The organism is Caballeronia sp. NCF2, assembly GCF_023631205.1.
Classification (GTDB): domain Bacteria; phylum Pseudomonadota; class Gammaproteobacteria; order Burkholderiales; family Burkholderiaceae; genus Caballeronia; species Caballeronia zhejiangensis.
This window is the reverse complement of record NZ_JALQDN010000064.1, coordinates 448,544-463,582: the sequence shown is the minus strand read 5'-3', so window position 1 is coordinate 463,582 and position 15,039 is coordinate 448,544. Positions and strand designations below refer to the sequence as shown.

The window sequence follows — 15,039 nt, the reverse complement described above, 5'->3', positions numbered from 1 at the left end:
AGCGCAGTCGCGCCGCACATCATGTCGTGCCCGGATGTGCGGAAATCGCGCCGCGCGGAGAACCTGAATGCCCGCCAGATTAAAAGCCGTTCGTAAGACCGGACGCATGGTCAGTCGCCGGTTGATGCGACGCAACAGCACCGCCGCAATCCGTTTCGCCGAAGTGTTTTCGCACTTTCCGGCGCTCGCTGGTCTTATCGGCACCGCCATCGCCATTTGTATGGCCGTGTTGTCGTTTGCCGCGCTGTGGCAGGGACGCGCGCAAGCGCTGCAAAACGCGCATCAGGCTGCGGCCAATCTCGTCGCCACCTTGAGCGCCGATATCGCGCGCAATATCGAATCGAGCGACCTGTCGCTGCGCACCATCGCCAATGGCGTTAGAAACCCTGCCGTAATGGGGCTTCCGCCTGATCTGCGCAAGCTTGTTCTATTCGATGGCGCCACCGGCATGAACTCCGTCGGCGGCGCATTCGTGATGAATCGCGAGGGACGCATCGTCATCGAACGCGATCCTTCCGATCATGCCGACTTGCTCTTCAACGATCGCGACTACTTCAAGGTCCACGCCGAGCACCCCGACGCCGGTCTCTACATTTCCGGACCCTATGCGTCGCGATTGCGCAAGGGCGCGGCTTCGCTCGCATTGAGCCGGCGCATCGATGCATCGGATGGCTCGTTTGCGGGCGTCGCCGTGATCGCCTTGAACGTCTCCTACTTCAAGGACCTGCTGTCGCGCGTGAAGCTCGGCACTTCGGGCGCGGTGTTCATCGTGCAGCAGGATGGCGTGATGATCGCGCGCAAGCCTGCGCTGCCAGGCGATAGCGACGGCTACGTCGCGAAGTCACCGACCTTCTCCGCGATGCGCGACGCGGCTTCAGGCTCATATATCTCACGGTCTCCGCTCGATGGCGTCAGGCGGCTCTATACATTCCAGCATGTACCCGGCACCCGATTGATCGCGGCGGTCGCGCCGGCCGAGGATGACGTCCTCGCGGCGTGGCGCGAACGCAGCCTCGTCATCGGCGGATTGACGATGGCGTTCGGAGGCGGCTTCATCGTCATCTCATGGCTGCTCGCAATTTCACTGCGCTCGCGAGCAATCGCGCAAGAGAAGCTGCAACGGCTCGCGGGTACCGATGCGCTCACCGGACTATGCAACCGCCGCGCGCTGGACCGGCAGCTCGACGAAGAATGGCGGCGAGCGCGCCGCGTCGATCAGCCCCTGTCCGCGCTATTCATCGACGTGGACCACTTCAAGCTCTATAACGACACCTACGGTCACGCGATGGGCGACGACGCGCTCATCGCCGTGGCCGACTGTATACAAAATGCCGCGAAGCGCCCCGGCGACATCGTCGCGCGCTATGGCGGCGAAGAATTCGTCGTGGTTTTGCCGGGCGCCGCGGCGAGCGGCGCGCTCACATTTGCCGAGCGTCTGCGCGAGAACGTGGAACAACTCGCCATTCCTCACAGCGCGGCGCCAAGGAGCGTGCTGACGATCAGCATCGGCATTGCCACGGCCTCGCCACGCCATAACGACGACGCGCTCAAGTTGCTGAACAATGCCGACGCCGCGCTCTATCTCGCCAAACGCAGCGGGCGCAATCGCGCCATTCACGAAGACAGCGTCGCCGGCAGCGGCGCCTGACGCGATGCACGTGAAGTCGGACGTATCATGCGTCGTGAATGCAATCCGGCGTTTTGCATGCCGCATTCAAACTGCACATCCGAAGGAGTTATTCCGATGACCGCTTCGACCGCCGTACTCGCGATTCTCTTTTCACTGTTGCTGGGCGCGATGATTCCGGGCCCGAGCTTCGTAATCGTGGCGCGCAATGCCATCGGCATATCACGCGCCGATGGCCTCGCGACCGCGCTCGGCATGGGCGTGGGCGGCATCTTCTTCGGCGGCGTCGCCCTCGCGGGACTGTACACGCTGCTCGTTGCCGTCGAGTGGCTCTATCTCGCGCTGAAGGTCGCCGGTGGCCTGTATCTGATTTATGTGGCGTCGAAGATTTGGCGGGGCGCCGCGCAGCCGATGGAGATGCCGGCAACGGACGGCGCGTCCCGGCTCACCGGGCGCGCTCGAAAGTCCTTTTGGCTTGGCCTCTCGACGCAACTGAGCAATCCCAAGACAGCCATCTGGTACGGCAGCATTTTCGCGGCGCTCTTGCCGCAGCATCCTCCGCTGTGGTGCTACTTCGTATTGCCGCCTATGGTCTTCGTGATCGAGACGGGCTGGTACACCATCGTCGCGCTTGGCTTCTCAAGCAAGCGTCCGCGCGAGATGTATCTGCGGGCGAGGAAGTGGATCGACCGTTTCGCAGCGAGCGTCATCGCGATGCTCGGCCTGCGCCTCGTGCTGACGGCGGGTCGAACCGGCCTTTGATTTCGCATGCAAAACGCGTAACTCAAAAAGCCTTCGGAAACTCTGAATGCAAAAGGCAAAAGACAAAAGGCAAAAGATAAAAGGCCGGCCGCGCCGCGAGGCTCGTCCGGCCTTCCTGCAAGCAGCATCGATGTGCGCGAATCACAGCGGATGCAGCTTGCCGTCAAGATCCATCGTCCACTTCGAGCCGTCCTTGAACGTCAGCACGCCGCTCTGAGCGTCGATATGGATGGGTCTGCCGGCTGGCTCCTTTTTGTCTCCGCCGATGATGCGCTTCATCTCGGAAGCGGAAAGCTCCTGACTATGTTGCAGATCGTCGAGCTTCAGGTTCGTCATGGTGTTTCTCCTTACGGTGCATGAGCAAGCGTTCGTTTGAGTCGAATCGAGCGTGTGTCGGCGCTCGCCTGGTCTTTTGCATTGGATATGCCAACGCGCGGGCGCAACGCTCGAATGCCCGCAGCGCCTTGCGCGGCGCGCTCGCAGGGTGCAGACACACGTGCTCCGTCAGCGCGTCGAGTCATACGCAGCCCAACACAACGTCCGCGGAGCTGTCGGCGTCACGATGACATCCCGCATCCTTTCGATTAGCCAACAACAGCCGTCGACGGCGCTCATTGGCGCATGACTTGCTTTTCTCCCCGCTCAAATATCCGGCGACATGACCGGCACTTGCACAACGGAGGAGACGATGCAAGACGACATCCACGAGATCGCGGCTACCCACGATGAACGACAGAGCGCCTGGCTGATTCCCGCGATACGCAAGGCGCACGAACGCTCCGAGACATTCGGTCTGAACGCCTCGACACGACCCGACTACGACGTGCTTACCGAAGGCGAGTTGCTCCTCAAGCTCGAGCAGAACCGCGTGCTATGCGCGCACGCGACGCCGGTGATGGAAACGCTGCGTGAACAGATCGTCAACACGCAAAGCATGATCGTACTGACCGACGCACACGGGCTCATCCTCCACTCCACAGGCGATGACGACTTCCTCGCACGCGCAGAAAAGGTCGCGCTCAGGGCGGGGGCGAACTGGGCCGAGGAACGGCAAGGGACCAACGCCATCGGCACGGCCATCGCAGAGCGCTCGCCGACGGTCGTGCACGGCGATCAACACTATCTTGCGGCCAATCGTTTTCTGACCTGCTCCAGCGTGCCGATTCTCGATCCGTACGGCGATCTGATCGGCGTGCTCGACGTCACCGGCGATCATCGCAGCTACCATCGACACACGATGGCCCTCGCGCGCATGTCCGTCCAGATGATCGAAAACCACCTGTTTTCCAGCACTTTTCAGGGGATGTTGCAGATCGCATTTCACAGCCGCCCCGAGTTTCTCGGCACGCTGATGGAAGGGATCATGGCCTTCACCTGCGATGGACGTTTTCTCTCTGCCAATCGCAGCGCGCAGTTTCAGTTCGGCTTGCCGCTCTCGGCGCTGCGCGCGCATACGCTGTCGTCGCTCTTCGGACTGACGAGCGCGCAACTGATCGATCGTTCGCAAGCGAGCCGCGCGCCGCACATGTCGCTCGATCTCAACAATGGCGCAGTCGTATGCGCCCGCGTGCGCCTCAACCGCGCGCCTTTCGTCGAAACGGCGTCCACGTCCTTGCCGATGACATCCGCGCCGCGCGCATCGGCTGCGATCGATTCATCGTCGAAGCTCGCATCGCTCGACACGGGCGACCCGAAAGTGGCCGCGGTCATCGGAAAGGTACGCAAGGTCATCGGCAAGGACATACCGATACTCATCACCGGCGAGACCGGCACCGGCAAGGAACTGCTCGCACAAGCCATTCACAGCGATTCGCCGCGTCGCGCGGGGCCGTTCGTCGCGGTGAACTGCGCATCGATCCCGGAGAACCTGATCGAATCGGAACTCTTCGGTTATGAGGAAGGCGCGTTCACGGGCGCACGGCGCAAGGGCGCGGCGGGCAAGCTGCTACAGGCCAATGGCGGCACGCTCTTTCTCGATGAAATCGGCGACATGCCCTACCCGCTGCAAGTGCGCCTCTTGCGCGTGCTGCAAGAGCGCGTCGTCGATCCGCTCGGCTCCAGCAAGTCGATTCCTGTCGATGTCGCCATCATCTGCGCGACGCACCGTAACCTGCGCGAGATGATCGAGCAGAGTCGCTTCCGTGAGGACTTGTACTACCGTCTGAACGGGCTCGTCGTCAAACTACCGCCATTGCGCGAACGCACCGATCTCGCAGCCGTGATCACGAAGATGCTCCACGCCGTAAGCGCCGATGATGGGAGCGGCATGCGCCTGTCCATCGACGATGACGTAATGGCGCTCTTCGAGCGCTATGCGTGGCCCGGCAACTTCAGGCAACTGTGCAACCTGCTACGCACTGCTGCAGCGATGGTCGACGACGACGGCTGCATTCGCCGGCAACATCTACCGGAAGACTTCTTCGATGAACCTCGCGCCAACGTGCATCGCGTGTCCGAAGCATGCGCTCCATCGGCGCTCGCTTCGGGACGCCTGCAGGAAGTCACGGCATCCGTGATCGCGGCGGCGCTCGCGCAACATCGTGGCAATGTCTCCGCCGCCGCGCGCGCCTTGGGCATATCGCGCAACACCATCTATCGAAAGATGCCCGCATGTTCATCGATGGAGCAATGAGTTGTTCAGTGCAGTGTTTCACTTCGGTACACCCTTGTTGCGAAGCGGAACAACATCGTCACATCCATTGCGCGTCATCGAAATCGAATTGAAAGGCAAAGAGCGTGCATATGCACTGTCGATGATCGAAGGCATGGACCTTGCATTTCGAGGACCGGTCGCGAAACGGCTCGCGATCCAACTCGAACATCATCAAGGAGATGAACATGCAATGGACGACACCCGCCTTCACCGACCTGCGCTTCGGCTTCGAGATCACGATGTACATCGCTACACGTTGATCCTTCGATGACGGCAAGCCTGGGGCGAATCTGCCCCGGGCCTGCACCCTTCCCTTTCCGTCCCACATGAACTCTACGACCGCGCATGCGGACGCATGCACGCGCCCGCGCCTGCGTGCGTCATTCAAGCTGCATTGGCATGCGGACATGCAAACGTGCGAGATCGTTCATCGGCACGGCAGCGTCGAACTGAACCGCAGCGCGGGCGAGATACTCGCACGCTGCGATGGCACGCGCGCGCTCGACGAGATCATCGGCGAACTGGAGACGCGCTTCGGCATCGCAGGTCTCGCCGCGGATGTCTATCGCTTCGTCGATGCAGCACGTCGACTAGGTTGGCTCGACTGAGCTCGCGTTGTCACATCGGGCAACACGTCAAACGTCCCACTGCTCCACGATGCAACACCTCTTCAATAACGCCTCAATGCGCCCGCATTGAGCGCTTTGGACGCGACAACCGCGTACAGCAAGGCGATTGCGCGTATCGGTCGTCGATGGCACATGACTTGCCTTGATGACGTCGCAACTGCTTCGCATCGCTATCGAGTTTCAATAAGACGTTGCATCGACAATATCCAGGAGACAACGATGAACATTCGCTTCAGTCCGGCCCTGCGCGTCGCGGCCCTTGCAGCAGGTGCCGTCGCTGCGTTCGGCGTGGCGCAGCATCTTGCCATCGCGGCGGAAGGCACACCGGCGCAGTACCCGGACGTCAGCTATGAACGCCTCGCGAACGCGCAAGACGACCCCGGCTGGCTCACGTATTACCGCACGTATAACGGTCATGGGCATTCGCCGCTCAAGCAGATCGATACGAGCAACGTGAAGAACCTGAAGCAGGTGTGGAGCTACAAGTTTCCAAAGGACTTGCAGCAAGGCTTCGAGGCCACGCCCATCGTCAACGGTCGCTTTCTCTTCGTGACGACGCCCAAGGACAACGTCTATGCATTCGATGCCGCAACGGGCAAACAACTCTGGAAATACGAGCCGAATCTCGATGCGAAATCGTTCAAGACCGCATGTTGCGATGTGGTCAATCGCGGAGTCGCGTTATACGGCAAGAACGTTTATGTCGCGATGTTGAACGGCGAAGTGGCCGCGCTCGATGCGCAAACGGGCTCGCTCGTGTGGAAGAAGGCGATGTTCGATCCGGGCGTCGGATATGCGTTCTCGCTCGCACCGCTCGCACTCGATGGCGCGCTCGTCGTCGGCAGCTCGGGCGGCGAGTATGGCGCGCGCGGCTTCATCGCAGCACTCGATCCCAACGACGGCAAGGTGCTGTGGAAACGCTATACGGTGCCCGGCGCGAAGGAGCCCGGCGGCAACACATGGCCCGATGGCATGCAGGAGCATGGCGGCGCCCCCGCGTGGCTCACCGGCACCTATGATGCGGCGAGCAAGACGCTTTATTGGGGCGTCGGAAATCCGGGACCGTGGCTCGCCGATCTTCGTCCTGGCGACAACCTCTATTCCGACTCGTTGCTCGCGCTCGATCCGAAGACGGGCGACCTCAAGTGGCACTATCAATACACGACGAATGACACGTGGGACTATGACGGCGTCAATACGCCGGTACTCGCGAACATCAAGTATCAGGGCAAGGACTACGACGCGATCATTCACGCAGACCGCAATGGCTTTTTCCATGCGATCGATCGCAGCAACGGCAAGCTAATCTATGCGCGGCCCTTCGTCACCGCGACATCGGTCACGGGCTATACGGACGATGGCAAGCCGATTCAGGATCCCGCCAAGTATCCGAAGACCGGCACGACCATCGAAACGTGTCCGAGCTTCCTCGGAGGCAAGAACTGGTGGTCCGTTTCATACGATCCGCAGAAACATATAGCCTTCGTGCCGGCGCTGCATGCGTGCATGTCCCTGTCCGGCAAATCGGTGAACTACATGGAAGGCCTGCCCTATCTCGGCGAAGGCTTCGAGATCAAGCCGGAACCGAACAGCAAGGGCTACGGCGAACTGCAGGCGATCGATGTCGACACCGGCAAGAAGATCTGGAGCCACTGGACCAAGCTGCCTTGGAACGGCGGCGTCGCGACGACGGCGGGCGGCCTCGCATTCAGCGGCTCGCTCGACGGCCATCTCTACGCGTTCGATGAAAAGACCGGCAAGGTCTTGTGGCAAAGCCCCAAACTCGCGAGCGGCATCATCGCCCAGCCTTCGGTGTACGAGATCGACGGCAAGGAATACGTTGCCATTCTCGCGGGATACGGTGGCGCCAATCCGATCTGGGGCGGACCGATGGCGAAGGCCGCGGACAAGGTGCCGCGCGGCGGCACGCTCTATGTGTTCGCGCTCAATCGCGCCTGACCCATGCTGATCGAACCGCGAGCGCGCATCGCCGCGCGCTTGCGGTGCTCACCGACATCACCGGACGCTTCGACATGAATCATTCGCTCAACTCCATTCGCGCAGCAGGCATGCTGGCCGCATGCATCGCGCTCGCACCATCGGCTTCCGACGCGGCCGTGAAGATCTGCACGTTTCCCGGCAGTCCTTCGGCCGCGCTGGACCGCAGCGTCGCGCAAGCGGTCTTCGCCCGCGCCAACATCGCAGCAACGTTCGTATCGCACGGTATCGGCGAAGGCGACGACGACGGCGTGTCGCTTCACGAACTCGACAAGACGCTCGCGCGCGATTGCGATGTGATCGCTGGCTTTCCCCGTTCCACCGTCGCCGATGCATCGGGTGGCAAGATGCAATTCTCGCGCGGCTATCTGCGTGCGGGCTATGTCAGCATCGAAGCGCCTGACGTGGTCCTGAACGATGCCGCAAAGCGCACGGTCGCCGCGACCTATGCAAGCCCCGCACAACTGATCGCCGTGCAGCAGCGCGACGTGACGCTCGATCTGGAGAACACGTCGGCATCGACGGTCGATGCAGTCGCGAACGGACGCGCTTATCGTGCGATCGTGTGGTATCCCGCTGTCGTGGCTTATCGCATTGCGCATCCGCAACAGAGCTTCACCGTCGCAGCCGCGAATTCGCCCTACGCGGACTGGCATCTGGCATTCGCATTCGGCGACAGGAGCGCTGCGTTGCGTCCGCGCATCGACGATGCGCTCAAATCGATGATCGACGAAGGCCGCCTTCAGGCGCTCACGAAACAGTGGACGTTTCCCGTGCAAACTGCATCGTCTTCTGCAGCACCGTCGAAGCACTCGGGCATCATGCTCGCCGACATGAATGGCGCGCGCGCCGGCCGCTTCATCAAGGTCGCGAATGAGGGAACCGTCGAGCCGCCGACGTTCGAACAAGCGCAAACGACGCACGGCAAGGCGCTTTATTCGAGCTCGTGCGCGAAGTGCCATGGGGCACAGTTGCAAGGCATCACAGCGCCCGCGTTGCAAGGTCCGTCGTTCGCACCGCCGTCGAATTCGCATCTCACCGTGGGCGGCATCTTCACCTACATGGCCACCAACATGCCCGCGGACCGTCCAGGCAAGATGAAGGACCAGGACTATGCCGACATCATGGCCTACCTGCTGATGTCGAACGGCTACAAGCCCGGCGGTGCAAAGATGACAGCCGACAGTGCCCGCGCGTCGAAACTCCCGCTCAACGCCGGGCCGGCCCGATAAGGTCGCCATGCCAGCACCGGCCACTCAGGCTCATATAGCGACGCTGGTGGAAGCCGTGCCGATGCTTACGTCGCGACACGAAGGCGGCACATGTGCCCCGGAAACATCGGGCATATGTGCCGCCTTGTCTTTCCCTTCCTGAACAGCTTCATTTTTTCGCACCGTGCACATTGGCATAATGCAGCACGGGCGCGCATGCTTCGCGTCTCCTTCGCTTGTCCCGTTTCGTCAACGACCGAGACCGCATGACTTCGATCACTCGTACTCGAGTTCAGGTGCGCGCCTTCTTCGGCGCACCCGAAGCAAGACGCCTTCTTCGCACACTGATGAGTTGCGCGATCAGCTATGCCGCCGCACGACTGGCCGCACTGCCCGAAGGTTACTGGGCACTTATCACGACGCTCGTCATCGTGACGCAACCGAGCCTCTCGCAGGCGGTCGATATTGCTCGCGACCAGATCATCGGCGCATTCATCGGCGCGATCGCGGGCGTGCTCGGCATTGTCGCGATGAACCGCGGCGCGCCGCCGCTCGCGGTGTTTTCGGTCGCGCTCGTGCCGCTTGCCGCGTTGAGCGCGAAGCGGCCTGCGTTCAGGCTTGCGTGCGTGACGCTCGTGATCGTCGTGCTGATTCCGGCGGGACCGGGATCGCCTTTCGAGCGGCCGATGCATCGCGTGCTCGAGATTCTGATCGGCGCGGCTTCGTCGTTCGTCGTGTCGGCGCTCTGGCCCAATCGTGCGCTTACGGCCGCGCATCGCAGCGTCGCCGATACGTTGAAGAGCCTCGGCCAGTTGATCGCGCTCCATCTTTCGGGCGAGCGGGATGATGCTCGCGCGACGCGCCTCGAAACGCAAAGCACCGAGGCGCAAAAAGCCTTCGACGATGCGTTGAAGGAAGCCGAACGCGAACACATCATCGTGCTCGTGCAGAACCGCCGCTCGGATGCCATCGACAAGGCCGCACCGTTTCTGCGGCGTCTCCATAGCGATGCGCTCTTTCTCGCGAAAGCTGTATCGCGCCTCGATCGCGATACTTGCGCGGCTCGGCTCGGCGCGGCCGGCCGCGAATTGCAGGCTTTGTTCGAGACGCTCGCGAGCGTGCTTGCAGCGAATCGTCAGGACGATGAGAAGCTCGCGCGCGCACGTTCCGCCGTGAACGAACTCAAGGCCATGCTCGAGCAACAGGAAGCGACGCACGGCGCGCAGGAAGTGGCGCAGTTCGTGATCGGACTGATCGTTGCCGACGTCGATGCGCTGATCGCCACGATCTATCCGCCGAAGGAGTCACGGGCTTAGCGCGAAAGACCGCGCGCGTCGATCGGCCATATGTCGGTCACGCGTTCGTCCCGATAGCAGACGTATTCATCGTAGAGATTCACGGTCGGATCGCAATGACCCGGCGGCAACAGCACACGCTTGCCGACGAGATCTGCGAAATCGCCTTCAGCATCGTGCTGGGCTTGCAGCATGCCGTGCTCATCGTTCGCGGAGATATAACTGAACGTGGGCTTGGCGCCCGCACCGAGCCAGTTCACGCTGCGCGGCAAGCCCGAATCGACCGCGAGCCCTTTCAGGCCGACATCGCATACGGCCATGCCGGGGCGCGTGGCGCTCATGACCGTCGACAGCACGAAGAGACTGTGACGCCAGCGCAATTCGCCGCCCCAACCGATGCCGCCATAGTCGCCGTCCATGAACAGATACGAGCCCGGCTGCAATTCGGTGAAGACGCCACTCGCAGCATCGAACTCGACAGTGCCTGTGCCGCCGCCCGTCACGATGCCGCAACGCACGCCGCGAACATCGAGCGCGCGGACGTAGCGCGCGGCGATATCGGCGGCGCGGCTTGCTTCGGCCTTGCGTGCAATCCAATCCGCGACGTGCTGGATGCCGCCGTGATACGCCTGCAATCCTGCGAAGCGCAGCGCGCTCTGCGCTGCGATGCCGTCGACGAGCGCGAGCAGCGCATCTTCGCTCGTCACGCCGCAGCGATGCCGACCTGCATCGACTTCCGGCAGCACGTCGATCGTGACGCCCGCGCGTGCCGCTGCGTCGCCGAGGGCCTGAACTTGCGGCAACGCATCCACGCATACCGAAAGATGCACATGCGATGCGAGTTCGACGGCCATCGCGAGTTTGTCCGCGCCGACGAACTCATTGCTGACATGAACGCTCGCGATGCCCGTCGCCGCGAACGGATACGCCTCCGACAGCTTCTGACAACACACGCCGACCGCACCCGCGCCGACCTGACGCTTCGCGATCTCGCTGCACTTGTGCGCCTTCGCATGCGGACGCAACGCGACGCCATGACGCGCGGCGAACGCCGACATCGCCGCGAGATTGGCGTCGAAGGCATCGAGATCGATCATCAGGGAAGGCGTGGCGACCGAAGCGAGCGAATCGCCCGCGCGAGCGGCGGGAGGAGGTGCGAGCGTCATGGCAGAGGGTGTCGATGAAGTTGGATCAGACATCGATCATAGCGCTGCATACTGCATGATGAATGCATAAAACCATTTGCTCGCCCGTCGCTTTCACGCGGGAACCTCCGTTTCCAGAATCGCGCCTTCGTCCTTGAGCGCCTGAATGCGCGCCTCGTCGAAACCGTATTCGTCGAGCACTTCGCCGGTGTGCTGACCGAGCAGCGGCGCGGGACGCGAAGCCTTCGTGCAGCCTTCGGAGAAGTGAATCGGCAAGCCGATGCCGCGCATCGGGCCGGCAAGCGGATGCTCCGTTTCGATGATCATCCCGCGCGCCATGGCCTGCTCGTGCGACGACGCTTCCGGCACGCCCAACACCGCGCCGCTCGGCAATCCGATGGCATCGAAGGAAACGAGCCACTCGTCGGTCGTGCGTTCGATGAGACGCGCCGTCAGGATATCGACGAGCGCCTCGCGATGCTTCAGACGTCCCGCGTTGGTCTGGAAGCGCTCGTCCTCAGCGAGTCCCGGAATATTCAACACGCCGACGAGACGCTCGTAGTTGCTCTGATTCGCCGCGCCGATGTTCACCCAGCCGTCGCGCGTGCGAAACGCCTGATACGGCGCGCTCGTGGGGTTGGCCGAGCCGGCTTTAGGCAGGACGGTGCCATCGGCGAAGTAGTTGGCGAAGGCCCAGTACATCTGCTGCAGGCCGGCTTCGAAGAGCGACGTATCGACCATCTGCCCGAGACCGGTCGCCTGCTTGCGCGCATAAGCCGCACTGATGCCGAGCGCCGCAAGGATGCCCGCGTTGATGTCGGTGACGGGCGAGCCCGCCTTGATCGGCGCCTGCCCCGGCTCGCCCGTCATGCTCATCAAACCGCTCAGCCCTTGCGCGATGAGATCGAAGCCGCCCTTGTCGGCCATCGGCCCGCTGCGGCCATAGCCCGATATCGCGCAGTAGATGAGTCCCGGATTCACGGCCTTCAGCGTTTCGTAGCCCATGCCGAGCTTTTCCATCGTGCCGCGCCGATAGTTCTCCGTCACGACGTCCGCGCTCGCGAGCATCTTCCTCAGCACTTCCTTGCCGCCCTCGGTCTTGAGATTGAGGGCGATGCCGCGCTTGTTGCGGTTCACGATCATGAACGACGCGGATTCGCCGCTCGCAAGAATGGGTGCGAAACGACGGCAATCGTCGCCGCCGGGGATCTTCTCCACTTTGATGACATCGGCGCCCATGTCCGCGAGCATCATCCCGCAGATGGGCCCCGACATGATGTGCGCGAGTTCGATCACGCGCATCCCCGCAAGCGGTCCCGAGCCGGGCGCTGCTGTCGATTTCGTGTCTGCCATGTCAACGTCCCTTGAATTGCGGTTTGATCTTGTCGAGGAAGGCCTGATAGCCGATGCGAAAATCCTCAGTGCCGAAGCATGCGAAGCCTTCATCGCGCTCTTCGTCGGTAAGCGGCTGAGGCTCCATCACGCGGCGCACGAACTGCTTGTGCCAGCGCGCGACGAGCGGTGCGCCGGCCGCGATGCGCCGCGCGGTTTCATACGCGTTCGCCGTCACCTCCCCATCCGCGACGACACGCGTGACGAGTCCTTTTGCAAGCGCTTCCTTTGCATCGAAGATGCGTCCTTCGAGAAGAATCTCGAGCGCGACGGCAGGCCCCGCAAGACGCACGAGCCCTTCCATTTCCGCATGCGCCATCACGAGGCCGAGATTCTTGATGGGGACGCCGAAGCGGCTCGATTCGCCGCAAATGCGCAGATCGGACATCGCCGCGATCTCGAGACCGCCGCCGACGCAGATGCCATGAATCATCGCGACGATAGGATGCCGGCACTCGCGTAATGCATGCAAAGTGCGATGCATGATCGCGCCGTACGTACGCGCCTGTTCGACGTTCGAGCGATCCGTGCGGAACTCCGCGATGTCGTTGCCCGGCGAGAACGCTTTCTCGCCCGCGCCGCGCAGCACGATGCAGCGCAGCGTGTCGTCGCCGGAAAGCGTCTCGATGGTCTCTCCGAGCGAGCGCCACAAGTGCTTGGTCATTGCGTTGAGCTTCTCGGGCCGGTCGATCACGACTGTCGCGATATCGCCGTCACGCTCGATCAGGATGGATGGTTCCGCCACGTCGCCTCCAAGAATTGAATGCTGCATGCTGAATGCTTTATTCGATGCGGTTCAATGCATGCAAAATGCACCGAACCGCCGCGTGCGCAGAGTCAGACGAACTTGCGGGTGTCTGCCGCGTCGCTCTTTTCCTCCTCGACTTCCAGAGCACGGTCCGGGCGCATCATGAACGAAAGGACGATGCCGGCCGCCATCAGGATCATCGACACGGTGAACGGCAGGTTCCAGTTGCCTGTGCGGTCGATCAGCCAGCCGCCCACGACCGGGCTGATGATCGCCGCAAGCGCCGAACCGGAATTCATGATGCCGGCCGCGGTGCCCGAATGCTTGGGCGCGATATCCATGGGCACGGACCACATCGGGCCGATCGTCATTTCGTTGAAGAAGAAGCCGGCCGAGAGGCACACCGCCGCGAGCGTGATGGAGATATTGGAGATCAGCATGATCGGCGCGAGCGAGAGCAGCGTCAGCAGCATGCACACGCCGACCATCACGTTGCGCGCAAGCCGCACGTTGCCGCTCTTTCTCAGGATGCGATCGGTGAGCGAGCCGCCGAGCCAGTCGCCGAGTACGCCAGCGAAGAACACGCCCGAGGCGAACAGCGCCGATTTGCCGAGCTGCATGTGATAGCTGTGCAGAAAGTATTGCGGAATCCAGCCGAGAAAGAGCCACAGGACCCAGCCATAGCAGAAATACACGGCCGTGACGGGCGCCATGCGGCCGAGCAGCGTGCGCCACGGCACAGGCGTGCGTTGCTTCACACCCGAATACGTCGCGAGCGTCGCGCATTCTGTTTCCGTGATGCGCGGATGATCGCGTGGGTTATCGCGGAAATAGAAGACCCATGCGAGCGCCCAAAGGAAACTGATGACGCCGGTGATGATGAACGCGCCGCGCCAGCTCGTCGCGACCATCAGCCAGACGATGAGCGGCGGCGCCACTGCATTGCCGATGCGTGATGCTGCATGCGTAATGCCTTGTGCAAAACCACGCTGATCGGCGGGCATCCAGTTCGACATTGCGCGCGTCGCGGTCGGAAAGGTCGCGCCCTCACCGAGGCCGAGCAGCACGCGAGCCACGATCAGCGACACGAAGCCGCCCGCGAGACCGGAGAGGACGGTGGCTCCCGCCCAGATGATCGCGCATAGCGTGAGCGTTCGCCGCGGTCCGAACCGGTCGCCGACCCATCCGCCGATGATCTGAAACACGAGATACGGATACGCAAAGGCGGAAAACACGAAACCGACTTGCGTGTGCGAGAGGCCAAGCTCCGCGCCGAACTGGGCCGCCGCCGTGCTGACATTGACCCGGTCGATATAGGTGATGAAATACATCGCGCATAGCAATAGTAGAACGCGCGTCGTGGCTCGACGGAACATCATCGTCTCCTTGTTGGCCGCGTGCGTGCGCGAGCCACCTTCGAATGTCGAAAGGCGCCCGATGTCACGGCATGCGGAACTTCACGTGAATACGTCGGATGAGGACTGCAGCTCGGTATGAGCCTGCCTATTGCGTTCTGCGGCGCAGTTTGCGAATGCGTGGTTTGCGCGGTGATGTCATGGTTCGTCTCCTGATCGCGGCT

13 protein-coding genes are annotated in these 15,039 nt (G+C 62.3%); 8 read left to right on the top strand and 5 right to left on the bottom strand.

The genetic code is table 11. From position 1 onward, the window contains the following. The first annotated feature begins 67 nt into the window (after positions 1-67). Together NCS02_RS25180 and NCS02_RS25175 are read left to right on the top strand one after the other, a co-directional pair. Positions 68-1,648, top strand: coding sequence for a sensor domain-containing diguanylate cyclase (locus NCS02_RS25180; RefSeq protein ID WP_250520039.1), 1,581 nt, complete (start codon positions 68-70; stop codon positions 1,646-1,648). A gap of 96 nt (positions 1,649-1,744) precedes the next feature. Then, positions 1,745-2,389, top strand: a complete 645-nt coding sequence (locus tag NCS02_RS25175) for a LysE family translocator (protein ID WP_250436438.1) — start codon at positions 1,745-1,747, stop codon at positions 2,387-2,389. Between the two features lie 141 nt (positions 2,390-2,530). Here NCS02_RS25175 and NCS02_RS25170 read toward each other — a convergent pair whose 3' ends face one another. Next, positions 2,531-2,725: a hypothetical protein gene (locus tag NCS02_RS25170; protein WP_008347853.1), complete on the bottom strand. Its 195-nt coding sequence runs from the start codon at positions 2,723-2,725 to the stop codon at positions 2,531-2,533. A 352-nt stretch (positions 2,726-3,077) separates the two neighbouring features. Between NCS02_RS25170 and NCS02_RS25165 the strand changes: the two genes are divergently transcribed. The 6 genes from NCS02_RS25165 to NCS02_RS25140 all read left to right on the top strand — a co-directional run bounded on the left by NCS02_RS25165 (position 3,078) and on the right by NCS02_RS25140 (position 10,196). Then, positions 3,078-5,021, top strand: a complete 1,944-nt coding sequence (locus NCS02_RS25165; protein ID WP_250503613.1) for a sigma-54-dependent Fis family transcriptional regulator — start codon at positions 3,078-3,080, stop codon at positions 5,019-5,021. Between the two features lie 206 nt (positions 5,022-5,227). Beyond that, positions 5,228-5,302 (top strand): pyrroloquinoline quinone precursor peptide PqqA, encoded by a 75-nt coding sequence (gene pqqA, locus NCS02_RS25160; RefSeq protein WP_008347847.1) that lies wholly within the window; start codon positions 5,228-5,230, stop codon positions 5,300-5,302. A 66-nt stretch (positions 5,303-5,368) separates the two neighbouring features. Continuing rightward, entirely contained in the window at positions 5,369-5,650 is a 282-nt protein-coding gene (gene pqqD / locus NCS02_RS25155) for a pyrroloquinoline quinone biosynthesis peptide chaperone PqqD (RefSeq protein WP_175980691.1), read from the top strand. 240 nt (positions 5,651-5,890) lie between these two features. Beyond that, positions 5,891-7,630 (top strand): methanol/ethanol family PQQ-dependent dehydrogenase, encoded by a 1,740-nt coding sequence (locus NCS02_RS25150; protein ID WP_250457230.1) that lies wholly within the window; start codon positions 5,891-5,893, stop codon positions 7,628-7,630. A gap of 74 nt (positions 7,631-7,704) precedes the next feature. Then, positions 7,705-8,901, top strand: a complete 1,197-nt coding sequence (locus tag NCS02_RS25145; RefSeq protein WP_250503612.1) for a c-type cytochrome — start codon at positions 7,705-7,707, stop codon at positions 8,899-8,901. 245 nt (positions 8,902-9,146) lie between these two features. Further along, positions 9,147-10,196, top strand: a complete 1,050-nt coding sequence (locus NCS02_RS25140) for an FUSC family protein (RefSeq protein WP_250436432.1) — start codon at positions 9,147-9,149, stop codon at positions 10,194-10,196. Here the strand turns inward: NCS02_RS25140 and NCS02_RS25135 are convergent. The 4 genes from NCS02_RS25135 to NCS02_RS25120 form a co-directional block, all read right to left on the bottom strand. Beyond that, the gene (locus tag NCS02_RS25135; protein WP_250503611.1) at positions 10,193-11,341 is read right to left on the bottom strand and encodes a DSD1 family PLP-dependent enzyme; all 1,149 of its coding nucleotides are present in this window, start codon (positions 11,339-11,341) and stop codon (positions 10,193-10,195) included. The genes NCS02_RS25140 and NCS02_RS25135 overlap by 4 nt on opposite strands. A gap of 93 nt (positions 11,342-11,434) precedes the next feature. Then, positions 11,435-12,673: a CaiB/BaiF CoA transferase family protein gene (locus tag NCS02_RS25130; protein ID WP_250503610.1), complete on the bottom strand. Its 1,239-nt coding sequence runs from the start codon at positions 12,671-12,673 to the stop codon at positions 11,435-11,437. Position 12,674: 1 nt separating this feature from the next. Then, complete coding sequence (locus tag NCS02_RS25125) at positions 12,675-13,484, bottom strand: enoyl-CoA hydratase/isomerase family protein (protein WP_284504388.1); 810 nt, start codon at positions 13,482-13,484, stop codon at positions 12,675-12,677. 65 nt (positions 13,485-13,549) lie between these two features. Continuing rightward, positions 13,550-14,839, bottom strand: a complete 1,290-nt coding sequence (locus NCS02_RS25120) for an MFS transporter (protein WP_008347831.1) — start codon at positions 14,837-14,839, stop codon at positions 13,550-13,552. Positions 14,840-15,039: the final 200 nt, after the last annotated feature.